We start from the raw sequence: 21,496 nt of genomic DNA, 5'->3' as shown, positions 1-21,496 counted from the left end.
TGAGGTTGGTCGTGCGGGCTCCCCCTTGAGCCGCACGCGCGCGCAAGCTACCGGAACCTGGACGCTCGTCCAACACCCAGCGGTGAACGGACCGTGAAGCGGTGTGACGGGTGGGGCTAGGACCAGCGCAGGCGACGCGGCGCGTCGCGCATGCGCAGCACGCGCGCGGGCGCGCCCGCGATGACCGCGTCCTGGGGGACGTCCTTCGTGACGACCGTGTTCGTCCCGACGACGCAGTTGTCACCCACCGTCACGCCGCGCAGGAAGCACGCGCCGTAGCCGACCCACACGTTGTTGCCCACGCGCACGTCGCGCTTGTAGATGCCCTGCTCGCGGATCGGCCGCTCGACCTCGACGACGCCGTGGTCGAAGTCGATGAGCATCACGCGGTCGGCCAGGATGCACTCGCGGCCGATCGAGACCTTCTGGAAGGAGGAGATCGTGCACTCCTGGCCCATGACGGTCTTCGCCCCGATCTCGACGACGCCCTCGTGCGCGCGGATCTTGCAGCCGTGGCCGATCCAGGACCACCGGCCGAGCCTGACCACCGCGCCCTTGCCGATCTCGAAGGAGACGCCGGGACCGACGAACGCGAGGCCGTCGGTCTGCAGGCGCTTGCCCCAGCGCAGCTTCAGCCAGGCGAGGCGCAGGGCCAGGCGCGCGTACTTGGCGCTGAGCATCCCGTGCGCCCTGGCGAAGCGCAGGAACGCGAGCGGGCCGCCGTGCAGCGGGGCCGGCTCGCCGCGCAGCAGCGGGGCGGCCTCGGCGCCCGAGGGCACGGGTGGCGCGAGGGCGGACCTCATCGGCCGTCGGAGCGTAGCGGTGCTCTCGTACCATCCGCCGCCCCATGGCCCAGACGACGGACAGCCTCGCCCAGCGCCTCCTCGACGGCGACCGCCGCGCCCTCGCCCGGGCCATCACGCTCGTCGAGAGCGACGACCCGGCGGGGTGGGAGCTCGTCCGCGAGGTCTACCCCAAGACCGGGCAGGCGACGATCGTCGGCCTCACGGGCGCGCCGGGCGCCGGCAAGTCGACGCTCATCGGCGCGCTGACGAAGCTGCGCCGCGAACAGGAGCGCCAGGTCGCGGTCCTCTCGATCGACCCGAGCTCGCCCTTCACCCAGGGCGCGCTGCTCGGCGACCGCATCCGCCTCACCGACCACTTCCTGGACCCGGGCGTCTTCATCCGCTCGATGGCCAACCGCGGCGCACTGGGCGGCCTCAGCGAGGCCGCGCTGCAGGCCGCGCTGCTCATGGACGCCGCCGGCCGCGACGACGTCTTCCTCGAGACCGTCGGCGTCGGCCAGGCCGAGGTCGACATCATCGACCACGCCGACACCGTCGTCCTGGTGCTCATGCCGGGTTCGGGCGACTCCATCCAGGCGCTGAAGGCCGGTGTCATGGAGATCCCGGACATCATCGTCGTCAACAAGGCCGACCACCCGCTGACCGAGACGATGGTCCGCGAGGTCCGGGCCGTCCTCTCCCTCGCGCCCCACGGCGGCTGGCGCGTGCCGATCGTCAAGACCGAGGCCTCCCGCGGCAAGGGCGTCCCGGAGCTCGTCGAGAGGCTCGACGAGCACCGCGCCCACATCGAGCAGGAGGGCACGCTCTCCGAGCGCCGCCGCCGCAACCTGCGCTCCGAGGTCCTCGGCATCTGCACCTTCCGCATGCGCGCCGCGCTCGAGGAGCAGCTCGCGCAGGACGAGGAGTTCCAGCGCCTGCTCGACGAGGTCGTCGCCCGGCGCCTCGATCCGGCGAGCGCGGCGACGCAGATCCTGCGGCGGGTGGACCCGGCGCAGGCCGAGCCGGGCGCCGGGGACTGAGGTCGGGGCGGGGGAGCTGCGCTGGGCGGAGCTCCGCTCGGGCGCCGGTCGGGGCCCGGCGCGGGCGGAGCTCCGCTCGGGCGTCGCGGAGAGCGGCGCGCTCGCCGTCGGGCACTGAGGAGGGGGGACCGGCCGGCGTCCGTGTGGTGCGCGGGGCGGTGGGGTCGACCTCGCGGAGTTCGCGTCTCCCGGAGACCGCGATCGACGAGGACGGCCCGGATGATCGTGACCCTGAAGTTGACCGCCTATGTGGCGGTCAACCTCAGGCTCGCGGCCGCGGAGCCCGCGCCACCGCCCCTCGCGCCCCCGAACTCCCCCTCCTCGCTGCCAGAACCGCGACCGCCCCGCCTCACCTCGACGCTCGGACGGCACGCCACACCGCCACGTCGACCACCCCCGACGTCTCGAGCGGCTCCGCCACCCCCGCCGCCCGCGCCTCCAGCTCGTCCGCCCCCACGTGGAACGCGCTCGGTCCCATCGCCGCGAACGCCACGGCCTCGTCGCGCGACAGCGACAGCGGCCACGCGACCCGCCGCGACGACTCCAGCGCGAACGACGTCTCGAGCGCCTCGCGCACGCGCGCGTCCTTCGCCGGGTCGACCGCCAGCAGCCCGAGCCCGCGCACGAGGGACCCGAGGTGCTCGGCCGCCGGCGTCGCGACGACGAACGCGCCGCCGGGCGCGAGCACCCGCGCGACCTCCGCGGCCGACCGGGGGGCGAAGACGCTGAGCACCGCCGCCGCGACGCCGTCGCGCACCGGCAGCGCCGACCAGGCGTCCGCGCCGATCGCCGCCGCCCGCGGGTGGATGCGGGCCGCGCGGCGCAGCGCCGGCTTGGAGCGGTCGAGCGCCAGGCCGCGCCGCTGGGGCAGGCCGTCGAGGACCGCCGCGAGGTGGTGGCCGGTGCCCGCCCCGAGGTCCACGACGGCGCCGTCGACGCCGTCCACCGCCCGGGCCACGACCTCCGCCAGCGCCACGCTGAGCGGCGTCAGGTGACCCGCCGCGACGACCGCGTCGCGCGCCTGCACCATCGCGGCCGTGTCGCCGGGGTGCGCGGGGGCGTCGCCCGGCAGGAGCGTCACGAACCCCTGGCGGGCGACGTCGAACGCGTGACCCGCCTCGCAGCGCAGCGCGCCGCCGTCGCGGGCGAGCGCGGCCCCGCAGACCGGGCAGCGCAGCAGGTCGAGGACGTCGTCCACCACGCCGTCAGCCTGGCAAGACGGAGCGGGGATTCATTACCCACCGCAAGCGTCGGGATTGGTTTAGGCTTCCCTTACCCATGATGCGCTCCGCCGTCGCCGCCCTCGCCCTGACCGCCGCCCTCGGCCTCGCCGCCTGCGGCGACGACGACGGCGACCAGGCGGCCACCACCACCGCCGCGCCGGCCGCCCAGGGCGCCGACCTCGGTGCCATCAAGGACTACCTGCTCGCCCACACGACCCGCCTGCAGGCCGACGCGAAGGCGATCCGGACGGACGCCGAGGCGTACTACGGCCTCGCCGAGGGCGCGGACTTCGACTACGAGCAGCTCCTCGAGACCAAGCGCGACGAGGTCGCCGCCGTCGTGCAGCGCCTCCAGGACGGCTTCCGCAAGGCCAACCCGGCCTACGAGGAGATGGAGGGCGTCGTCGCCGGTGTCCCGGAGCTCGCCGACTACGACGTGATCATCGACGCGGGCGGCGACGCCAGCGACCCGGAGAACGCCGTGCCGTTCTCGGTGAAGACGCCCGCCGGCAAGACCTTCAAGCAGCCCGGCAACTTCAACTACCTGATCGAGACCGCCGCGTTCGGCACCGAGCCGAAGTTCGTCGCCAAGGGCGTCGAGCCCGACCTCGACGGCGACGGCAAGGTCGAGTTCGGCGAGGCGCTGCCCGACGCCGACTTCCTCGTCGCCGCCGCGCGCGACTTCGAGAAGACCACCCAGGAGCTCGACGCGGCGGCCAAGGGCTGGGAGCCCAAGCCGCAGGACGCCTTCACCGCCCTGGTCGTGATGACCCCGACGATGTCCGAGTACTTCGGCGCCTGGAAGAACTCGCGCTTCGTCGCCGGCCACAAGGCCGACGAGAAGGCGTTCGTCGCCGCCTCGCGCCTGCAGGACATCGCGGACATCCTCGGCGGCCTGAACCTCATCTACGCCAACGTCAAGCCGTCCATCGCCAAGGTCGACGGCCAGCGGGCCGACCAGACGGGCAAGGACCTGCAGGAGCTCGAGCGCTTCGCCGCCCGCCTGCGCGACGCCGAGGCGCAGGGCAAGCGGTTCACCGCCCAGGACGCCGACACGCTCGGCAGCGAGGCCCAGCGCCGCGCCGAGGCCATCGCGGGCCAGGTCTCCCAGGCCGCCGGCCGCCTCGGCATCCCGCTCGAGAGCTAGCCCGAGGAGCGCCCGAGGCATGACGCCGCTGCGCCGCACCCTCGCGCTCGTCGCCCTCGCGCTGCTCGCCCTGGCGTGCGGCGCGCAGGCCGCGAGCGCCGCGACCGAGCCGTGGCGAGCGGCCCAGCAGGTCCAGGACGGCCTGTTCCGCGCGCAGACCGACCTCGTCCTCGACGACCGCGCGAGCGCCCAGCGGGCGGTCCGTGGCGCCGCCCGCGCCTACGCGGGCCCGCTCGCCGAGGGCACCCGCGGCGTCGCCCCCGACGTCCGCGGCGCGCTGGCCGCGGCCCGCGCCGCGGTCCGCCGCGGCGACCAGGTCGCGCTGGCCGAGGCGCGCGGGACCGTGCGCGCCGCGCTCCTGCGCGGGTCGTTCGCCACGACGCTCGCTGCGGCCGCGCGCGGCGATGCCGTCACCGCGCGGCGCTGGCTGCTGCTGCGCGACTTCCGCACCGCGACGCGCTTCACCCGGCCGGGCGCCGACGCGACGCTCGCCGTCGAGCGCCTCGCCCGTCGCACCCTGAGCCCGGCGGCCACCCGCCAGGCTGTGGCCAAGGACCTCCTCGACGCCTCGCAGGCCCGCGTGCGCGAGCTGCTGGCCGACGCCCGCCGCGGCGACGAGCAGGACCTGCCGGCCCGTCGCGCCGAGGCCGCGGCACAGGCGCAGGGGACGTTCGCCGTGCTGCGCGACCGCTACGTCGAGGACCGCGGCGCCGCGGCCGCCGCCCGTGCCGCCGACGCCTTCGCCGCGCTCGAGCGCACGAGCGTCGACGGCGGCCGCCCGTTCCTCGCCGCGGTCGGGTCCGCCACGCAGGCGCTCGAGGGCTTCACCGCCGCGCCGTTCACCGACGAGGAGGCGGCGCGCCGCGCCCAGCAGCTCCTGCGCTTCCTCGCGCTCGTCCCCGTCGAGTACGGCCGCGGCGTCCAGGACGGCAAGGTCACCAAGGACTTCGAGATCCAGGAGGCCGTCGCCTTCCGGACCGGCGCCAAGAGCGCCTTCGACGACCTGCGCGACCAGCTCGCCAAGGCCGACGAGGCGAGCACCCGCGCCGCCGCCGCGGGGCTGGACCGCCTCGGTGGCGCCGTCGACCGCGCGCAGCGCACGCCCGACGCCGTCGCCTCCGCCGACGCCGTCGAGGGCCTGACCGAGCGCACGGAGCAGCTCCTGCGCCAGGCGATGCCCGAGCGCTGGGAGGCCCCGACCGACGAGTCCGACTACGACCTCATCGACCTGACGCTCGACCGCATGGAGGCCGCGGTCGGCGCCGGCCAGTACCAGCAGGCCGAGCAGGCCCGCCTCGAGGCCTACGCGTTCTTCGAGTTCGGCCCGGAGCGCCGGCTGCGCTCCTTCGACCCGGGCCTGGCGCTCGACGTCGAGGGCCTCATCTGGTTCGGCGCCGCGGGCGAGGACGGCCTCGCCGAGCTCATCGCCGACCGCGCGCCGCGCCGCGACATCCGCGAGACGCGCATCACCCTCGACGCGAAGCTCGCCGACGCCGCCGCGACGCTCGGCGACGCGGCCAACCAGACGACCGTCGTGACCAACGCGGCGATCATCGTCTTCCGCGAGGGCCTCGAGGGCGTCCTCATCCTCGCGGCGATCACCGCGTCGATGATCGGCGTCCGTCGCCGGCTGCGCCGCCCGGTGATGGTCGGCGCGATCGCCGGCCTGCTCGTCTCGCTCGTCACCTGGGTGCTGGCCCAGACGCTGCTGGACTCCCTGGACCAGTACGGCGAGAAGCTGGAGGCGGTCGTCGGCCTCATCGCGATCGGCGTCCTGCTGCTGATCACGAACTGGTTCTTCCACAAGGTCTACTGGTCGGAGTGGATCGGCCGCTTCCACCGCCAGCGCAAGCGCTACGAGCAGCTCGAGAAGCGCGGGTTCGTCAGCGCGCAGGCCATCGGCCTGTTCGTCCTGGGCCTGACGAGCGTCTACCGCGAGGGCTTCGAGACCGTCCTCTTCCTCCAGTCGCTCGAGCTGAGCGCCGGCACCGCGGCGGTCATCGAGGGCGCGGGGCTCGGCCTGGCGCTGACCTTCGCGGTCGCCGCCGTCACCTTCCTGCTCCAGCGCAAGCTGCCCTACAAGCGGATGCTGGTCGTCACCGGCGTGATGATCGGCTTCGTCCTCGTCGTCATGGTCGGCCAGACCGCGCGCACGATGCAGGGCACGGGCTGGCTCTCGATCACTCCGATCCATGCGGACCTGCCGTACTGGTCGGGCCTGTGGTTCGGCGTCTACCCGACGTGGGAGACGATCGCGGCGCAGGTGCTGGCCGCCGCCTTCGTCATCGGCTCCTACGTGCTGGCCCAGGAGGTGCGCGTCAAGCGCCCGCGCCGCAAGGCCACGAAGGCCGGCGCTACCCCCGCACCGGCGGCAGCAGGTCCTGGAGACCGCCCCACGGCAGGGGCCCCGTCGGAGGACGCAGACCAGCGTCCGCTGACCCCCAGCCGGCGATGAGCACCCAGGCGCTCGCGGCGACCGTCAGGACCGCGAGCGCCGTGCCGAGGCGGGGCGCGAAGCGCCACCCCCATGCCGCGAGCGCCGTGAGCGGCGGCAGCGCGACGACGAGCTCGTGTCCGGCGAACCACGGTCCGAGGTCCTCGGGCGCGAGGACCACCGCCGACGCGAAGAGCGCGGCGGCCAGCAGCGCGTAGAACTGCGCGGTCACCTCGACGTCGACCTGGTCGGAGACGACCATCGCCAGCCGGTCGCGCTGCGAGCGCCACAGCAGCCAGAGGCCCACGCCCGCCAGCGCGAAGACCGGCGCCCAGCGCAGCAGCCCCGCGTCGCGGTCGACCCACAGACCCAGCACGCGGGGGAGGCGGTCGAGGTAGTCGGTGGCGGAGGTCGCGCCGGTGACGCCGCCCTCCTGCAGCGCCGCGTCGTTGGGCGTCACGCCGCCGAACAGCTGCCCGTTGGCGGTGACGTAGACCACGGCGCTGGTCAGGACGACCTCGAGCGCGATGAAGCCCTGCAGCCCGCGGCGCCGGCGGCGCAGCCAGCGGTAGAGCGCGGCGGCCAGGACGATCGCCGGGACCAGGAGCTTCGCCGCCAGCCACGGGAGGACGGCGGCGAGCGCGGCGGTCCCGGCGGTCGGGCGCGACTGCGGGCTCTCGCGCACGCGCAGCGCGAAGATCGCCGCGCCGGCGGTGAGCGCGGCGGCGGGCATCTCGGGACCGACGGCCGTGGCGGCGCCCACGGCGGGCGCCGACAGGCCGGCGACGAGCGCGGCGCGCCCCGGCCAGGGGTCGGGCACCAGCCGGCGCCCGAGCGCGGCGGCGAGGCAGAAGGTCAGCGCCGCGATGGCCGCCAGCAGCAGGCGCGCGCCGGTGAGCCCGGCGACGGCGTAGGCGGGTGCGAGCAGCAGCGGGAAGGCGACGCCCGAGGGCTCGTGGAGCCGGCCGTCGGGCAGGGGGATCGCGTTGGGCTTGAGCTCGCCGGCGTAGAAGCCGGTCCACGCCCGGTCGCGGTACTGGTTGCGCAGGTCGAGGTCGCCGTCGTCGACGAGCGACTCGACGGTCAGCAGCGTGTGCGCCTCGGGGTCCGAGGTCTTCGACGGGGTTGCCCCACCGACGGCGTCCACGCCGAGCGTCGCCGCGTACACGGCGAAGAGCACGAGGAAGAGCGGGAGGTGGCGGCGCACTAGGCGCCGGCGGCGACACGCTCGGCGAGCGCGACGAGCGAGCGCACCATCACGCCCGTGCCGCCCTTGGGCGCGTAGGGCCGGCCGCCGTCCCAGGCGGTCCCGGCGATGTCGAGGTGCGCCCACGGCACGTCGCCGGTGAAGCGCTTGAGGAACTCGCCCGCGGTGATCGAGCCGGCCTTGCGCGCCTCGGGGGAGTTCGTGAGGTCCGCGTACTTGCCGCGCACCGCGCGCGCGTACTCGGGGTGCAGCGGCAGGCGCCACGTCGGCTCGCCGGCGTCGGCCGTCGCGGCGAGGACCTCGCCGGCCCACGCGTCGTCGCTGGCCACCATGCCCGTGTACGTCGAGCCCAGCGCGACGACGATCGCGCCGGTGAGGGTCGCGACGTCGACGAGGCGCTCGGCGCCCTCCTGGCGCGCGTGGAAGAGGCAGTCGGCCAGGACGAGGCGGCCCTCGGCGTCGGTGTTGTCCACCTCGATGGTCAGGCCCTCGGCGCTGCGCACGATGTCGCCCGGGCGCATGGCCTGGCCGCCTGGCATGTTCTCCGTCGCGCCGACGACGCCGACGACGCGCACGGGCAGCCCGAGCCGGGCGATGGCGCCGATGGCCTCGAGGACCGCGGCGCCGCCCGACATGTCGAACTTCATCTCCGCCATCTTGGCCCCGGGCTTCAGCGAGATCCCGCCCGTGTCGAACGTCACCGCCTTGCCGACCAGGCCGAGCACCGGCCCGGTCGCGCCGTCGGGCTCGTAGCGCAGGGTGATGAGCTGCGGCTCGCGCCGCGTGCCCTGGGCGACGGCGGCGAAGGCGCCCATGCCGCGCGCCTCGATCCCGTCGCGGCCCTCGACCTCGACGCGCACGGCGGGGTGCAGCTCGCGCGCGCGGGCGGCGAGCGCCTCGGGCGTCGCCTCGTTGGCGGGCGACTCCTGCAGGCGCCGGCACGCGTTCACGGCCTCGGCGACGACGACAGCGCGCGCGACCGCGGCGGTGCGGTCGTCGTGGTCGGAGACGATGAGCTGCTCGACGCCCCGGGGCGCGTCGTCCTCGTCGCGGCGCTTCCAGCGGTCCAGGCGGTGGGCGGCCAGGAGCGTCCCCTCGACGACCGCGCGGGCGGGGTGCAGCTCGTCGCCGAGCTTGTGCGGCAGCTCCCAGCACAGGACCTTCGTGCCGAGCTCCCTCGCGCGCGCGTGGACCGTGGCGGCGGCGGCGCGCAGGACCTCGTCGTCGAGCTCGTCGCGCTCGCCCAGCCCGACGAGCAGCCAGCGCTTGCCGTCGGCGTGCGTCTGGGCGAGGTGGCGCGGCGTCGCCCTGGCCTCGCCGGCCTCGACGAGCGCGGCCAGCGCGCCGTCGGCGGTGTCGTGGTGGAGGCGCTCGCCGTCGAGGAGCCCGATCGCGACGGTGTCGGCGGCCGTCGTGGCGGCCAGGTCGGTCGTCGCCTGCACGCGGATCATGCCGCCCGACAGTACTGTCCCGCCCATGCCCAAGACCGTGATCCTCGGCAGCGCCCGCACCCCGATCGGCAAGCTCGGCGGCGGCCTGGCCTCGCTGGACGCCACGAAGCTCGGCGGGATCGCCATCAAGTCCGCGCTCGAGCGCGCGGACGTCGCCCCCGACCAGGTGGACCACGTGGTCATGGGCCAGGTGCTGCAGGCCGGCCAGGGCCAGATCCCGTCGCGCCAGGCGCAGATCGAGGCCGGCATCCCGAAGGAGGTCTCGTCGGAGACCATCAACAAGGTCTGCGCCTCGGGCGTGCGCTCCGCGGTCCTGCTCGACCAGGCGATCCGCGCGGGCGACGTCACGGTCGGCGTCGGCGGCGGCATGGAGTCCATGAGCGGCGCGCCCTACCTGCTGCCGAAGGCCCGCTTCGGCTACCGCATGGGCGACGCGAAGGCGCTCGACGCGATGGTCCACGACGGCCTCACCAACGCCTTCACGGGCAAGCAGATGTTCGTCGAGGCGACGGAGACCTCCGAGGAGTTCGAGATCACGCGCCCCGACCTCGACCGCTGGGCGCTGCGCTCGCACGAGAAGGCGCTCGAGGCCATCGACGAGGGCCGCATGGCCGACGAGATCGTCTCGGTGACCATCTCCGGCCGCAAGGGCGACACGGTCGTCGAGGTCGACGAGGGCCCGCGCCGCGGCTCGACACTCGAGGCGCTGGCCAAGCTCCCGGGCCTCGTCGGCAAGGAGGGCTCGCACACCGCCGGCAACTCGCCGGGTGTCAACGACGGCGCCGGCGCGCTCGTGCTGGCCTCCGACGAGTGGGCGCAGGCCAACGGCAAGACCGTCCTCGCCGAGATCGTCGCCCACGCGCAGACCGCCAACGACTTCCCGTACCTCGCCACGACGCCGGCCTCCTCGGCCCAGAAGGCGCTCGAGAAGGCTGGCCTGCAGCCGGGCGACATCGACCTGTGGGAGATCAACGAGGCCTTCGCCTCCGTGACCCTGCACTCGATGCGCATGCTCGGCATCGACGAGGACCGCGTGAACGTCAACGGCGGCGCGGTGGCCCTCGGCCACCCGATCGGCGCCTCGGGCGCGCGCATCCTCGGGGCCCTCGTGCACGAGCTGCGCCGCCGCGGCGGCGGCCTCGGCTGTGCGGCGATCTGCTCGGGCGGCGGCCAGGGCGACGCGGTGATCCTCCGCGTCCATGGGAACGGCTCCTAGCGACCCAGCCGTGCCCGGCGGCGCCAGCGCCGCCTTCTTCGACCTCGACCGGACGCTCATGTCCGGCTCGAGCGGCTACTTCTGGGCCCGCGCCGCCGCCGGCGCGGGCCTGATGAGCCGCCGCCAGCTCGCCTCGGACGCCTACGAGAACGTCCTCTTCCGCCTGCGCGGGTCGACCGACGAGGGAACGCGCAAGGTCTCCCAGCGGGTGGGGGACATGCTCACGGGCAAGCGCGTCGTCGACTTCGCGCGACTCGGCCCGCAGGTCCTGGCCGGCGTCCTGCCCCGCCTGTACCCGCAGATGCTGGCGATCGCCTGGGACCACCAGGACGCGGGCCGGCGGGTGTTCATCGCCACCGCGGCCTCGCAGGACACCGCCGACATGGTGGCCCACGTGCTGGGCTTCGACGGCGCGGTCGGGACCGGGCTCGAGGAGGTCGACGGCGTCTACACCGGGCGCCTCAGCGGCCCGATGGCCTATCGCGAGGGCAAGGCGCAGGCCGTGGCGCTCGTGGCCGAGCGCGAGGGGATCGACCTCGCGCAGTCGTGGGCCTACTCGGACTCGGAGTCCGACCTGCCGATGCTGCGCGCCGTCGGCCACCCCGTGGCGGTCAACCCGGACGGCCCGCTGCTGCGTGTCGCGCGCGAGGAGGGGTGGGAGGTCGTGCGCCTCGACCGCCTCGGTGGGCGGCTCAAGATGGCGGGCGCGCTGGCGGCCGCCGCGGCCCTCGGCGCGGCCGGCCGGCGCCTGGCGCCGATGCGCTGAGACGGACGCATCGTCTGACATGGCGTCGACTACGCTTCGCGCCATGGCCACCACGCCGCAGCGCCCCTCCGCGATGCCGACGACCTTCGAGGAGTGGCAGGAGGCCTACGGGCTGTCGCCCGAGCGCGCGGACGCGGAGTTCCTGACGCTCTCCGGGGAGGAGGTTCGGCCGTTGTACACGGAGGCTGATCTCCCTGAGCGCGACCAGATCGGGTTGCCGGGGGCGTTTCCGTTCACGCGTGGGGTGTATCCGTCGATGTACCGGGGGCGGTTGTGGACGGTGCGGCAGTTCGCGGGGTTCGGGACGGCGGAGGAGACCAACGAGCGCTTTCACTACCTGCTGGACCATGGGCAGACGGGGTTGTCGACGGCGTTTGACATGCCGTCGTTGATGGGCCATGACAGCGATTCGCCGCTCAGCCTGGGTGAGGTGGGGCGGGAGGGCACGGCGGTCGACACGCTGGATGACATGCAGGACCTGTTCGCCGGGATCGATCTCGGTGAGGTGTCGGTGTCGATGACGATCAACGCGCCGGCGGCGATCGCGATGGCGTTCTACGTCGTGGCGGCCGAGAAGTCCGGGGTGCCGGCCGACCGGCTGGGCGGCACGATCCAGGCCGACATCCTCAAGGAGTACATCGCGCAGAAGGAGTGGTGCTTTCCGGTCGATGCGGGGATGCGGCTGCTCGGCGACATGGTGCAGTGGTGCTCGGCGGAGATGCCGCGCTGGCATCCGATCTCGATCTCGGGCTACCACATCCGCGAGGCGGGCTCGACGGCCGCGCAGGAGCTCGCGTTCACCCTCAAGGACGGCCTGACCTACGTCGAGCAGGCGGTCGAGCGCGGCCTGGACGTCGATGACTTCGCGCCGCGCCTCAGCTTCTTCTTCAACGCGCAGATCGACTTCTTCGAGGAGATCGCCAAGTACCGGGCGGCGCGGCGGATCTGGGCCCGCGAGCTCAAGGAGACGTTCGGGGCCAAGAACCCGAAGTCGTGGCTGATGCGCTTTCACACCCAGACCGCCGGCGTCAGCCTGACCGCGCAGCAGCCGCTGAACAACATCACCCGCACCGCGATCGAAGCGCTGGCCGGCGTGCTCGGCGGCACGCAGTCGCTGCACACCAACTCCTATGACGAGGCGCTCGCGCTGCCCACCGAGGAGGCGGTCCGCATCGCGCTGCGCACCCAGCAGGTCATCGCCCACGAGACCGGGGTGACGAACACGATCGATCCGCTGGGCGGCTCGTACTTCGTCGAATCGTTGACCGATCAGCTCGAGGCCCAGGCCTATGACTACTTCCGGCGCATCGACGAGCTCGGCGGCATGGTCCAGGCCGTCAAGGAGAACTACCCCCAGCGCGAGATCGCCGACGCCTCCTACGAGCTCCAGCACCGCATCGACGCCGGCTCCCGGGTCGTCGTCGGCGTCAACCGCTTCCAGCACGTCGACGAGCAGCCCATCGAGATCCTCAGGATCGACCCGGCGCTGGAACGCAAGCAGATCGACCGCGTCAAAGCCGTCCGCGGCCGCCGCGACAGCGCCGCCGTCGAGCAGGTCCTCGCCCAGCTGCGCGCCGCCGCCGCGACCGACCAGAACCTCATGCCCGTCCTCCTGGACTGCGCCCGCGCCCACGCCACCGAAGGCGAGATCGTCCACGCCCTCCAAGACGTCTGGGGCGACTACACCGAGACCCCCGTCTTCTAGGAGACCCGGCATGCACCTTCGCCGTCCCGCCGCCCTCACCGCCCTCGCCCTCGCCGGGGTGGCCGTCGTCGTCGCCGGTCCGGCCGGCGCCGCGGGCACGAAGACCGTCGCCGTGAAGGACGACCTCTTCGCGCCCAAGTCGCTCACCGTGAGCAAGGGCACGAAGGTCCGCTGGACGTGGCAGGGCGAGGCGCCGCACAACGTCGTGGTGGACGGGGGTCCGCAGCGGTTCTCGTCGAAGACGCAGACCTCGGGCAGCTACACCCGCACCCTCACCCGCAAGGGCACCTACCGCATCGTCTGCACCCTCCACGAGGACGAGGGCATGCGGATGACGCTCCGCGTCCGCTAGCTAGCGCCGCAGCGCCTGGACGGGCTCGCGGTCGAACCGCGTCCCGTCGGCGTGGTCGCGCACCTCCGGCGCGACGTAGGCCAGCCGCGGCCCGTGGTCGCGCCCGCGCGAGACGAGCCCCTGCAGCGCGAGCAGCGCCGCCGACAGCGCCCCGGGCAGGTCGGCCACGTCCGGCAGCGCCGTCGGGTCCGCGTACGCCCCGAAGGTGATCGTGTCGCGGTGGCTGAAGATGCCGACCGACAGCGCGTGGCCGTCGGAGAGCGGGATCACCGGCGCGGCCTCGAGCAGCTCGCAGCCCAGCAGGTGGACCGGGAAGCGCGGGCCCTGCACGTTCGAGACGACCATGTTGTACATCCGCGGGCTGGCGGCCAGCCGGGCGGCGCGGTCGCGCAGCGGCTCGGGCAGGACGCCGAGCGCGCCCAGCAGGGCCTCGCCGCCGGAGGCGCGGTCGTCGCGCTTGAACCGCGAGGTCGCGGCGTGCACCGCCGCGACGCGGTCGGCCGCGCGCGCCAGGTGGACCGGCAGCTCGACGAAGACGAACGCGATCCGGTTGCCGAGGTCGGTCGCCTCGTCGGCGCCGCGCCGCGAGACCGGGACCATGACCTTCATCGGCGCGGGCGCCACGCCGCCGCGCAGGGCCAGCTCGCGCATCGCCCCCGCCACCGCGGCGAGGCAGACGTCGTTGAGCGTCACGTGCAGGCGCCGGCGCAGCTCGAGCAGCGGGCCGAGCGCCGTCGTGTGGTGCACGAGCGTGCGGCGCGGGCCGATCGGCACGTTCACGTACGAGCTCGGCGCCGGGCGCAGGACGTCCTCGCCGAGGGTGAGCGCGGTGCGCCGCAGCGTGTCGGCGATGCGGACGCTCGCGCGCGGTGAGCGCGCGGTCCGGGCGGCGCTGCGCGCGGCGCGCAGCGACTCGGCGCCCGCGTCGGCCAGCGCCTCGACGGCCAGCCGCGTGGGGGAGGGCGCGGGGGCCGGACGCCAGGCCACCGGCGTGTCGGGCACCTCGGCGTCCGGCGCGACGTCGAGCAGCAGCAGCGCCAGCTCGACCGCGCTCTGGCCGTCGACCATCGCGTGGTGGACCTGCATGACGAGGCCCACCGTCCCGTCGTCGAGCCGCGGCGCGAGGTGCACCCGCCACAGCGCGCGCCGGCGGTCCAGCGGCTCGGAGAGCGCGCGGTCGGCCAGCGCGTCGAAGTCGCGGCGGTCCAGGACGTCGTCGTCGGCGCTGAACGCCCGCACGTGGTGCTCGACGCAGAAGTGCTCGTCGTCGACCCACACCGGCTCGCCGAGCCCGCCGGGCGGGAACGCGAGGCGCTGGCGGAAGCGCTCGGCGTGGGCCACGCGGGCGGCGATCGACCGGCGCAGCAGCTCGAGCGTCGGCAGCGGCCGGCCCGGCAGCGGGCGGAACCGGCCCTTCCAGGCGACGTGCATGTGGGCGGTGGGGCTCTCCACCCGCAGGAAGCTCGCGTCCAGGGCCGAGAGGCGCGTGCGTGGCATGGGCCGATGGTCCTCCTGCCAGCGGCGCGCATGTATCGACTTCGTGTACGACGCGGGATGACCGGCGCCCGACGGACGGTCCCGCGTGGACGGGTGTCCGACGAGCCCGGTGTCCAGGGTCGAGATGGACGGATGTTCGATGCCGTCCTCCCCAGAACACACCGATGGGCCAAGCATGAGAGGACGACTGCTCGCTGCCGCCATCGCCACCGTCGCCGCGCTGGCCGCGCCCTCCGCCGCACAGGCGGGGCTGCTGGTGGAGACGGCGAAGGACTGCTCGCAGCAGTCGCTCGACAAGACCTTCCTGCCCTGGCTGGACATCGCGAACTACACGACGGTGCCCGGCGGCGATTTCGAGGAGGGCTCGGACCACTGGGGCGCCACCCACGGCGCGAGCGTCGTCGACGGCAACGAGCCGTTCAACGTCCTGGGCGACGGCCACACGAGCTCCCTGCGCCTCGAGCCGGGCGCCAGCGTGACCTCGCCGGCGATGTGCGTCGGCCTCGGCCACCCGACCCTGCGCCTGTTCGCCAAGTCCTCGGGCACCGTGCCGATCGCCGGCCTGCTCGACCACCTGCGCGTCGACGTCCTGCTCGAGGACACCCTCGGCCTCCTGTACTCGCTGCCGATCGGCACGATCCTGCGCCAGGGCCAGTGGGCGCCGACCCCGCCGGTCCTCGTCGTCGGGAACCTGCTGCCGCTGCTCCCGGGCCTCAAGACCCCCATCGCGTTCCGCTTCACCGCGGTCGGCACGTCGACCTGGCAGATCGACGACGTCCAGGTCGACCCCTACAAGAGCCGGTAGGACGAGCATGCGGGCGCTCCTCGTCGACGACGAGCCCTCCATCCGCTTCCTCAACCGCGTGCTCCTCGAGGAGCGCGGGGTGGAGGTGGCGGACGAGAGCGGCGGCCTCGCGGCCCTCGACCGCCTGGGCCGCGAGCGCTTCGACGCCGTCGTCCTCGACCACCGCATGCCCGACCTCACGGGCACGGAGGTCGCGATCCGCCTGCGCGAGGCCGGCGACCAGACCCCGCTGGTGATCTACACCGGCTGGTCCTCGGACGAGATGGAGGCCTCCCTCGCCGGCCTCGACGTCCGCGTCGTCCCCAAGGACGACCCGCACGCGCTCGTCGACTGGGTCGCGGGCGCGGGGTCGGCGTAGGCCTGCCGCCTCGACGGACGAGCGGGGACTTGGGGTCGCCAGGCGACCCCAAGTCCCCGCTCGACCAGCAGACCGCCTCGCGGGGTCGTCGCTCAGCCCGACGCCGCGGCGTCGTCGTCGGGCGCCGGGCCCTTGCCCAGGTCCAGCCGCAGCTGCCCGCTCGGCCGCTCGCGCCCCGGCGACGGCAGCCGCCCGTCCGGCGCGCCGGCGTCCTTGAAGACGCGCAGCACGTCGCGCCGGCTCAGCGGTCCGGAGGGGCGGCCGTCGCAGCGCTCCACCGCGAGGCGCCCGAGGCGGACGGCCTTGACCTGCGCCCAGAAGCGCCCGGTCGACCCGCGCGCGAGGACCACGTCGCCGACCTCGATCTCCGCCATCGGCGCGGACGCTACCGCCCGTGGCGGGCGGCTTCGCTCAGACCGGAGCCACCCCCCTGCGACCGGGAAGCGTCCTTCGCGCGCGCGGAGGTACGATCCCGCGCCCATGGCCAGTGCGTCCACCTCCCGCAAGATCCGCGTCGTCGTCGCGAAGCCCGGGCTCGACGGGCACGACCGGGGCGCGAAGATCATCGCGCGGGCGCTGCGCGACGCCGGCATGGAGGTCATCTACACGGGGCTGCACCAGACCCCGGAGCAGATCGTCGAGACCGTCATCCAGGAGGACGCCGACGCGGTCGGCCTGTCGATCCTCTCTGGCGCCCACATGACGCTCGTGCCGCGCATCGCGGAGCTGCTCAAGGAGCAGGGCGTCGAGGACGTGCTGCTGACCGTCGGGGGCACGATCCCGGCCGACGACATCCCGGAGCTCAAGGAGCTCGGGGTGGCGGAGGTCTTCACCCCGGGATCGCCGACCCAGGACATCATCGACTTCATCCGCAACGGCGTCTCGGCGCGCGCCTAGCCGCGCACGCCGACCAGCGGGGTGGCGCGGAGCGTCTCCGCGCCGGTCCTCGACGCCCCACGCGGCCCGACTGACTCGTCAGTCAACGCTTCCACTATCGTTCCGAACGTCCGTTTGCCACAGGAGGACTTGATGAAGATCTGCGTGCTGGTCAAAGAAGTGCCGGACGCCGCCGTGCAGAAGCGGCTGGACCCGGGGAGCGGTCTCATGGACCGCGCGGGGGAGAAGAACCTGAACCCCTACGACACGCACGCCATCGAGGCGGCGATGCAGATCAAGGAGGGCGGCGCCGTCTCGGTCGACGAGGTCGTCGCCGTGACGATGGGCCCCGAGTCGGCCATGCGCGCGCTGCACAAGGCCGTGTCGCTGGGCGCCGACCGCTCGGTCCACCTCTCCGACGACGCGCTCGCCGGCTCCGACGTCGTCGCCACGGGCTACGCGCTCAGCCAGGTGCTCAAGCGCGAGAACCCGGACCTCGTCCTCCTCGGCCAGCAGTCCGACGACGGCGAGTGCTACACGATCGGCGCCGTCGTGGCCGAGTACCTCGGCATGCCGTCGGTCACCCAGGTCGTCAAGCTCGACATCGGCGACGGCAGCTCGCTCACCTGCGAGCGCCAGGCCGAGTACGGCTACGACACCGTCGAGGTCAAGGTCCCGGCCGTCATCTCGGTCGGCGACGCGATCAACGAGCCGCGCTACCCGTCGCTCAAGGCGATCATGGGCGCGAAGAAGAAGCCGCTCGAGAAGCTCGCCGCGGGCGAGGCCGACGTCGACACCGGCAAGGTCGGCAAGGAGAACTCGGGCGCGCGCTGGACCGCCGCCAAGCAGCCGCCGCAGAAGGCCGCCGGCGAGATCATCGAGGACGAGGACACGGCGGAGACCGTCGAGAAGATCGTCGCCTGGCTCGAGCAGCGCAAGCTGATCTAGGAAGAGGAAGAACTGATGGCGAACATCCTGGTCTACGCGCTGCACTACGAGGGCGCGATCAACAAGAACTCGCTCGGCGCGGTCTCCGAGGCCGCCAAGCTCGCCCAGTCGCTGGGCGGCGAGGCGCACGCGATCGTCGTGGGCGAGGGCATCTCCGACGACGCCGCGTCCTCCCTGGGCGCCTACGGCGCGTCGAAGGTCTACCGCGTCGAGGCCCCCGAGGGCCTCGCCCAGCCCGTCGTCGACGCCATGGCCAAGGTCATGGACGACAACGGCATCAACTGGGCGATCTTCGGCGGCGGCCTCCTGGGCTTCGAGGTCGGCGCCGGCCTGGCCGCCCGCATCGAGGGTGGCGTCGCGATGGAGGTCACGGCGGTCCGTGCCGAGGGCGACGCCCTCGTCGCCGAGCGCCCGATCCTCGGCGACACCGCGATCTCCGAGATCCACTTCCCGAAGGGCAAGGGCGTCATCATCGGCCGCCTCAACGCCTTCGAGATCAGCGAGTCCGGCGGCTCGGCCTCGGTCGAGGACGTCTCGGTCGACCTGGCCCCGCAGTCGACGCAGGCCACCATCAAGGTCCGCGGCGAGCAGCGCGGCGCCGACGTGAACATCGAGGACGCCGACGTCCTCGTCGCCGGCGGCCGCGGCCTCGGCAAGGCCGAGGGCTTCCAGCTCTGCGAGGACCTCGCGAAGGCGTTCGGCGACGGCGCGTCCGTCGCGGCGACCCGCGCGGTGGTCGACGCCGGCTGGTACCCGTACGCCGCCCAGATCGGCCAGACCGGCAAGACGGTCGCGCCGAAGCTCTACCTGGCCGCCGGCATCTCCGGCGCCATCCAGCACAAGGTGGGCATGCAGTCGTCGGAGAACATCGTGGCGATCAACAAGGACGCGAACGCCCCGATCTTCGAGTTCTCGGACCTCGGCATCGTCGGGGACCTGAACAAGATCCTGCCGAAGCTCACCGAGGCCGTCGCCGCGAAGCGCGGCTAGGAAGGACTCACCCCATGGCCGGACACAACGGCAACGGGCGCGCCGCGGTCCCCGCGGCGTACCCGCCGCCCGTCGACTCCCCGAACGAGTTCATCAAGCGTGAGCTCGACGCGGAGGACGAGCGGATCGAGGTCGGCGTGGCGATCGTCGGCGGTGGCACCGCCGGCCTCGCCACCGCCAACCGCCTCCTGCAGCTCCTCGCGGACGACCCCGAGACGATGGAGCGCCTGGGCGAGGTCCCGGTCGCGATCATCGAGAAGGCCAAGGTCTGCGGCGGGCACAACCTGTCCGGCGCGGTCATGCGGCCGGAGCCGCTGCTCGAGCTCTTCCCGGAGATGTCCCGGGAGGACTGGCGCACGGCGGGCTTCGCCTTCGGCGAGGTCGAGAAGGAAGCCGTCTACATGCTGCCCAACGGGAAGACCTCCCTGCGGGTCCCGACGCCGCCGAACTTCAAGAACCACGGCAACGAGGTCGTCTCGGTCTCGGCGCTCGCGCGGTTCCAGGCCGAGAAGGCCGAGGAGGGCGGGGCGTACATCCTCACGGAGACCGCGGCGACGCAGCTCCTGGTCGAGGACGGGCGCGTGAAGGGCGTGCGCTCGGGCGACAAGGGCCGCGGCAAGGACGGCGAGCCCCTGGGCAACTTCGAGCCCGGCACCGACATCGTCGCCCACGCGACGGTCCTCGCCGAGGGCTGCTGGGGCCACCTCACGGGCGCCGCGATCCGCGAGTTCGACCTCTCCGCAGGCGCCGAGCCCCAGGTGTGGGAGCTCGGGGTCAAGGAGGTCTGGAAGGTCCCGAAGCCGCTGGACAAGGTCATCCACACGCTGGGGCCCTGGCCGCTGAAGATCTCCTCCAAGTACGGCCACACCGGCGGCACCTGGATCTACCCGATGAAGGACGCCAAGACGGGCGACGACCTCGTGTCGATCGGCGTCGTGGCGGACCTCCACTACGCGGACGCGACCACCTCGGTCCACGACCTGCTCCAGCAGTTCAAGATGCACCCGCTGGTCAAGAAGATCCTCGAGGGCGGCGAGCGCACGGCCTGGGGCGCCAAGGCGCTGCCCGGCGGCGGCTACTGGTCGATGCCCAAGCTCTCGATGCCGGGCGCGGTGCTCGTCGGCGACGCCGGCGGCATGGTCGACACGGTGGCGCTCAAGGGCGTCCACCACTGCATCAAGTCGGGCATCCTGGCCGCCGAGGCCATCTACGCGGCGCTCAAGCGCGGCGAGACGAGCTTCGCGGCCTACGAGGACGCCATCGAGGAGTCCTCGGTGGGCAAGGAGCTCTACGAGGTCCGCAACACGCGTCAGCCGATGGCGCAGAAGGGGCTCATCTTCGGCGCGCCGGTCACCGGCATGCTGACGGTCGCCAAGGGCAAGCTGCCGATCGGCAAGATCGGCTGGACCCGCGACGACAGCCACCCGATGTTCATCGGCAAGACCAAGGACGGCTATCCCAAGCCGGACGGCAAGTACACGTTCGACAAGCTGTCCTCGGTCTTCATCACGGGCAACGCGACCCGTGACGACGCGCCGAACCACATCCGCGTGCAGAAGCGCGTCCCGCGCGTCGTCGCGGAGACGTGGCGCTGGATGTGCCCGGCCGGGGTCTACGAGATCCCGGACGAGCAGCTCGAGAAGCCCGAGAGCGAGACGGTGGACGTGATCGTGAACTACACGAACTGCGTCCAGTGCGGGGCGATCACCGCCAAGGGCGGCCGCCTCACCACGCCCGAGGGCGGCGACGGGCCGCTCTACCAGGTCACCTGAGCGCGGCCTGCGACAGCTGACGGACGTCGGGACGAGGGGCGCAACTGCTGCGCCCCTCGTCGGTTCTTGGGACGTCCCATGCTGCACCGCCGTCCCCTCGCCCTCCTGGTCCTCGGTGTGCTCGCGCTCCCCGGCGCGGCCGCGCCTGCCGGGGCCGCCCCGCCGAGCCCGCCGGTCGTCTCGCCGACCAGCCCGCTGCCGGCGCCCACCGCGCGTGTGCCGCTGCGCGCGACGCTCGCCCAGTGCACCGTCGGCCCGCTCGCGGCCGATCGCGTGGCCGTCTTCCGCGCCTCGGCCCCCCGGCTGCGCGGCGCGGCGAAGGTCCAGCTGCGCTTCACCCTCCTGCAGCGCCTCGGCGAGCGCGGGCCCTACCGCCGCGTGCGCGGCGTCGCGGGGTGGGAGGGCTGGGAGAGCTCGCGGGCCGGACGGCCCGGCCTCGTGCTGACCAAGCGCGTCGAGGAGCTCGCGGCGCCCGCCTCCTACCGGGCGGTCGTGCGCTTCCGCTGGCTGCGCTCGGACGGCACCGTCCTGCGCACGCGCAGCCGCGCGACGCGCACCTGCGTGGAGCCCGACCCGCGGCCCGACCTGCGCCTGGGCGCCCTCAGCGCCGTCCGCGAGGGCGAGGGCGCCCGCTACACGCTCGAGGTGCGCAACAGCGGGATGTCGTCGACGACGAAGCCCGCGTCGGTGGTCCTGCTCGTGGGCGGCCAGACGCAGCCGCCGATGGTCGTCGGGCCGCTCGCCGCGGGCGCCGTCCAGCTGCTCAAGCCGCTGGCGCCGGCGTGCGCGCCCGGCTCGCTCGTCGAGGTGCTCGTGGACGCCGACGGGGCGGTCGACGAGGCCCGGGAGAGCGACGACGCCGTGCGGCGTCCCTGCCCGCTCGCCTAGCCGCCGGCCCGCCCGTTGCGCTTCGCTACCATGGAC

The 21,496-nt window shown here is 73.8% G+C and carries 20 protein-coding genes; 14 read left to right on the top strand and 6 right to left on the bottom strand.

All coding sequences use genetic code 11. The features are described 5' to 3' along the window. Window positions 1-116: 116 nt before the first annotated feature. Window positions 117-803: an acyltransferase gene (locus JUB12_RS08685; protein ID WP_205699224.1), complete on the bottom strand. Its 687-nt coding sequence runs from the start codon at window positions 801-803 to the stop codon at window positions 117-119. Window positions 804-847: 44 nt separating this feature from the next. On the opposite strand from JUB12_RS08685, the gene meaB reads away from it, so the two are divergent. Beyond that, on the top strand, window positions 848-1,825 hold the full coding sequence (gene meaB / locus JUB12_RS08680; RefSeq protein ID WP_205699223.1) for a methylmalonyl Co-A mutase-associated GTPase MeaB: 978 nt from the start codon (window positions 848-850) through the stop codon (window positions 1,823-1,825). Between the two features lie 349 nt (window positions 1,826-2,174). Here meaB and JUB12_RS08675 read toward each other — a convergent pair whose 3' ends face one another. Continuing rightward, the gene (locus JUB12_RS08675) at window positions 2,175-3,023 is read right to left on the bottom strand and encodes a putative RNA methyltransferase (protein ID WP_205699222.1); all 849 of its coding nucleotides are present in this window, start codon (window positions 3,021-3,023) and stop codon (window positions 2,175-2,177) included. An 80-nt stretch (window positions 3,024-3,103) separates the two neighbouring features. Between JUB12_RS08675 and JUB12_RS08670 the strand changes: the two genes are divergently transcribed. Then, the gene (locus tag JUB12_RS08670; RefSeq protein WP_205699221.1) at window positions 3,104-4,195 is read left to right on the top strand and encodes a hypothetical protein; all 1,092 of its coding nucleotides are present in this window, start codon (window positions 3,104-3,106) and stop codon (window positions 4,193-4,195) included. A gap of 19 nt (window positions 4,196-4,214) precedes the next feature. Then, window positions 4,215-6,650: an FTR1 family protein gene (locus JUB12_RS08665; protein ID WP_205699220.1), complete on the top strand. Its 2,436-nt coding sequence runs from the start codon at window positions 4,215-4,217 to the stop codon at window positions 6,648-6,650. Here JUB12_RS08665 and JUB12_RS08660 read toward each other — a convergent pair. Then, window positions 6,550-7,836: a hypothetical protein gene (locus JUB12_RS08660; protein WP_205699219.1), complete on the bottom strand. Its 1,287-nt coding sequence runs from the start codon at window positions 7,834-7,836 to the stop codon at window positions 6,550-6,552. The genes JUB12_RS08665 and JUB12_RS08660 overlap by 101 nt on opposite strands. Continuing rightward, a complete protein-coding gene (locus tag JUB12_RS08655) occupies window positions 7,836-9,287 on the bottom strand; it encodes a leucyl aminopeptidase (protein WP_205699218.1) in 1,452 nt (483 codons plus the stop codon). The genes JUB12_RS08660 and JUB12_RS08655 overlap by 1 nt, the downstream gene beginning before the upstream one ends. A gap of 25 nt (window positions 9,288-9,312) precedes the next feature. Between JUB12_RS08655 and JUB12_RS08650 the strand changes: the two genes are divergently transcribed. The 4 genes from JUB12_RS08650 to JUB12_RS08635 all read left to right on the top strand — a co-directional run bounded on the left by JUB12_RS08650 (window position 9,313) and on the right by JUB12_RS08635 (window position 13,326). Continuing rightward, entirely contained in the window at window positions 9,313-10,503 is a 1,191-nt protein-coding gene (locus JUB12_RS08650) for an acetyl-CoA C-acetyltransferase (protein ID WP_205699217.1), read from the top strand. A 10-nt stretch (window positions 10,504-10,513) separates the two neighbouring features. Continuing rightward, complete coding sequence (locus JUB12_RS08645) at window positions 10,514-11,269, top strand: HAD family phosphatase (RefSeq protein WP_241004466.1); 756 nt, start codon at window positions 10,514-10,516, stop codon at window positions 11,267-11,269. A 73-nt stretch (window positions 11,270-11,342) separates the two neighbouring features. Next, the gene (locus tag JUB12_RS08640) at window positions 11,343-12,974 is read left to right on the top strand and encodes a methylmalonyl-CoA mutase (protein ID WP_371822325.1); all 1,632 of its coding nucleotides are present in this window, start codon (window positions 11,343-11,345) and stop codon (window positions 12,972-12,974) included. Window positions 12,975-12,984: 10 nt separating this feature from the next. After that, window positions 12,985-13,326 carry a plastocyanin/azurin family copper-binding protein gene (locus tag JUB12_RS08635; protein WP_205699214.1) on the top strand — a complete coding sequence of 114 codons (342 nt, stop codon included), beginning with the start codon at window positions 12,985-12,987 and terminating at the stop codon, window positions 13,324-13,326. Here the strand turns inward: JUB12_RS08635 and JUB12_RS08630 are convergent, their stop codons facing one another. Then, complete coding sequence (locus JUB12_RS08630; RefSeq protein ID WP_205699213.1) at window positions 13,327-14,823, bottom strand: wax ester/triacylglycerol synthase domain-containing protein; 1,497 nt, start codon at window positions 14,821-14,823, stop codon at window positions 13,327-13,329. It abuts the gene before it with no gap. A gap of 175 nt (window positions 14,824-14,998) precedes the next feature. On the opposite strand from JUB12_RS08630, the gene JUB12_RS08625 reads away from it, so the two are divergent. Beyond that, entirely contained in the window at window positions 14,999-15,628 is a 630-nt protein-coding gene (locus JUB12_RS08625; protein ID WP_205699212.1) for a hypothetical protein, read from the top strand. Between the two features lie 7 nt (window positions 15,629-15,635). Next, a complete protein-coding gene (locus JUB12_RS08620; protein WP_205699211.1) occupies window positions 15,636-15,986 on the top strand; it encodes a response regulator in 351 nt (116 codons plus the stop codon). A 92-nt stretch (window positions 15,987-16,078) separates the two neighbouring features. On the opposite strand, the gene JUB12_RS08615 is transcribed toward JUB12_RS08620, so the two are convergent. Further along, window positions 16,079-16,360: a hypothetical protein gene (locus tag JUB12_RS08615; protein WP_205699210.1), complete on the bottom strand. Its 282-nt coding sequence runs from the start codon at window positions 16,358-16,360 to the stop codon at window positions 16,079-16,081. Between the two features lie 106 nt (window positions 16,361-16,466). Here JUB12_RS08615 and JUB12_RS08610 point away from each other — a divergent pair, with 106 nt between their 5' ends. From JUB12_RS08610 to JUB12_RS08590, 5 genes are all read left to right on the top strand, one after another. Then, complete coding sequence (locus JUB12_RS08610; protein ID WP_205699209.1) at window positions 16,467-16,883, top strand: cobalamin B12-binding domain-containing protein; 417 nt, start codon at window positions 16,467-16,469, stop codon at window positions 16,881-16,883. A 132-nt stretch (window positions 16,884-17,015) separates the two neighbouring features. After that, window positions 17,016-17,810: an electron transfer flavoprotein subunit beta/FixA family protein gene (locus tag JUB12_RS08605; RefSeq protein ID WP_205699208.1), complete on the top strand. Its 795-nt coding sequence runs from the start codon at window positions 17,016-17,018 to the stop codon at window positions 17,808-17,810. A 15-nt stretch (window positions 17,811-17,825) separates the two neighbouring features. Next, entirely contained in the window at window positions 17,826-18,800 is a 975-nt protein-coding gene (locus tag JUB12_RS08600) for an electron transfer flavoprotein subunit alpha/FixB family protein (RefSeq protein WP_205699207.1), read from the top strand. Window positions 18,801-18,814: 14 nt separating this feature from the next. Then, window positions 18,815-20,572 (top strand): electron-transfer flavoprotein:ubiquinone oxidoreductase, encoded by a 1,758-nt coding sequence (locus JUB12_RS08595; RefSeq protein WP_205699206.1) that lies wholly within the window; start codon window positions 18,815-18,817, stop codon window positions 20,570-20,572. A gap of 78 nt (window positions 20,573-20,650) precedes the next feature. Then, window positions 20,651-21,460: a hypothetical protein gene (locus JUB12_RS08590; RefSeq protein WP_205699205.1), complete on the top strand. Its 810-nt coding sequence runs from the start codon at window positions 20,651-20,653 to the stop codon at window positions 21,458-21,460. Window positions 21,461-21,496 lie beyond the last annotated feature (36 nt).

Source organism: Conexibacter sp. SYSU D00693, from assembly GCF_017084525.1.
Taxonomy (GTDB): domain Bacteria; phylum Actinomycetota; class Thermoleophilia; order Solirubrobacterales; family Solirubrobacteraceae; genus Baekduia.
The sequence above is the reverse complement of the archived record's forward strand: the minus strand, read 5'-3'. Positions and strand labels throughout refer to the sequence as shown.

Excerpts from the sequence above, each read along its gene's own strand:
- JUB12_RS08650 (WP_205699217.1), top strand. The coding sequence starts at position 9,313 with ATGCCCAAGACCGTGATCCTCGGCAGCGCCCGCACCCCGATCGGCAAG.
- JUB12_RS08625 (WP_205699212.1), top strand. The coding sequence starts at position 14,999 with ATGAGAGGACGACTGCTCGCTGCCGCCATCGCCACCGTCGCCGCGCTG.
- JUB12_RS08600 (WP_205699207.1), top strand. The coding sequence starts at position 17,826 with ATGGCGAACATCCTGGTCTACGCGCTGCACTACGAGGGCGCGATCAAC.
- JUB12_RS08635 (WP_205699214.1), top strand. The coding sequence starts at position 12,985 with ATGCACCTTCGCCGTCCCGCCGCCCTCACCGCCCTCGCCCTCGCCGGG.
- JUB12_RS08685 (WP_205699224.1), bottom strand. The coding sequence starts at position 803 with ATGAGGTCCGCCCTCGCGCCACCCGTGCCCTCGGGCGCCGAGGCCGCC.
- JUB12_RS08665 (WP_205699220.1), top strand. The coding sequence starts at position 4,215 with ATGACGCCGCTGCGCCGCACCCTCGCGCTCGTCGCCCTCGCGCTGCTC.
- JUB12_RS08595 (WP_205699206.1), top strand. The coding sequence starts at position 18,815 with ATGGCCGGACACAACGGCAACGGGCGCGCCGCGGTCCCCGCGGCGTAC.
- JUB12_RS08620 (WP_205699211.1), top strand. The coding sequence starts at position 15,636 with ATGCGGGCGCTCCTCGTCGACGACGAGCCCTCCATCCGCTTCCTCAAC.
- JUB12_RS08655 (WP_205699218.1), bottom strand. The coding sequence starts at position 9,287 with ATGATCCGCGTGCAGGCGACGACCGACCTGGCCGCCACGACGGCCGCC.
- JUB12_RS08640 (WP_371822325.1), top strand. The coding sequence starts at position 11,343 with ATGCCGACGACCTTCGAGGAGTGGCAGGAGGCCTACGGGCTGTCGCCC.
- JUB12_RS08605 (WP_205699208.1), top strand. The coding sequence starts at position 17,016 with ATGAAGATCTGCGTGCTGGTCAAAGAAGTGCCGGACGCCGCCGTGCAG.
- JUB12_RS08610 (WP_205699209.1), top strand. The coding sequence starts at position 16,467 with ATGGCCAGTGCGTCCACCTCCCGCAAGATCCGCGTCGTCGTCGCGAAG.
- meaB (WP_205699223.1), top strand. The coding sequence starts at position 848 with ATGGCCCAGACGACGGACAGCCTCGCCCAGCGCCTCCTCGACGGCGAC.
- JUB12_RS08615 (WP_205699210.1), bottom strand. The coding sequence starts at position 16,360 with ATGGCGGAGATCGAGGTCGGCGACGTGGTCCTCGCGCGCGGGTCGACC.
- JUB12_RS08630 (WP_205699213.1), bottom strand. The coding sequence starts at position 14,823 with ATGCCACGCACGCGCCTCTCGGCCCTGGACGCGAGCTTCCTGCGGGTG.
- JUB12_RS08590 (WP_205699205.1), top strand. The coding sequence starts at position 20,651 with ATGCTGCACCGCCGTCCCCTCGCCCTCCTGGTCCTCGGTGTGCTCGCG.
- JUB12_RS08670 (WP_205699221.1), top strand. The coding sequence starts at position 3,104 with ATGATGCGCTCCGCCGTCGCCGCCCTCGCCCTGACCGCCGCCCTCGGC.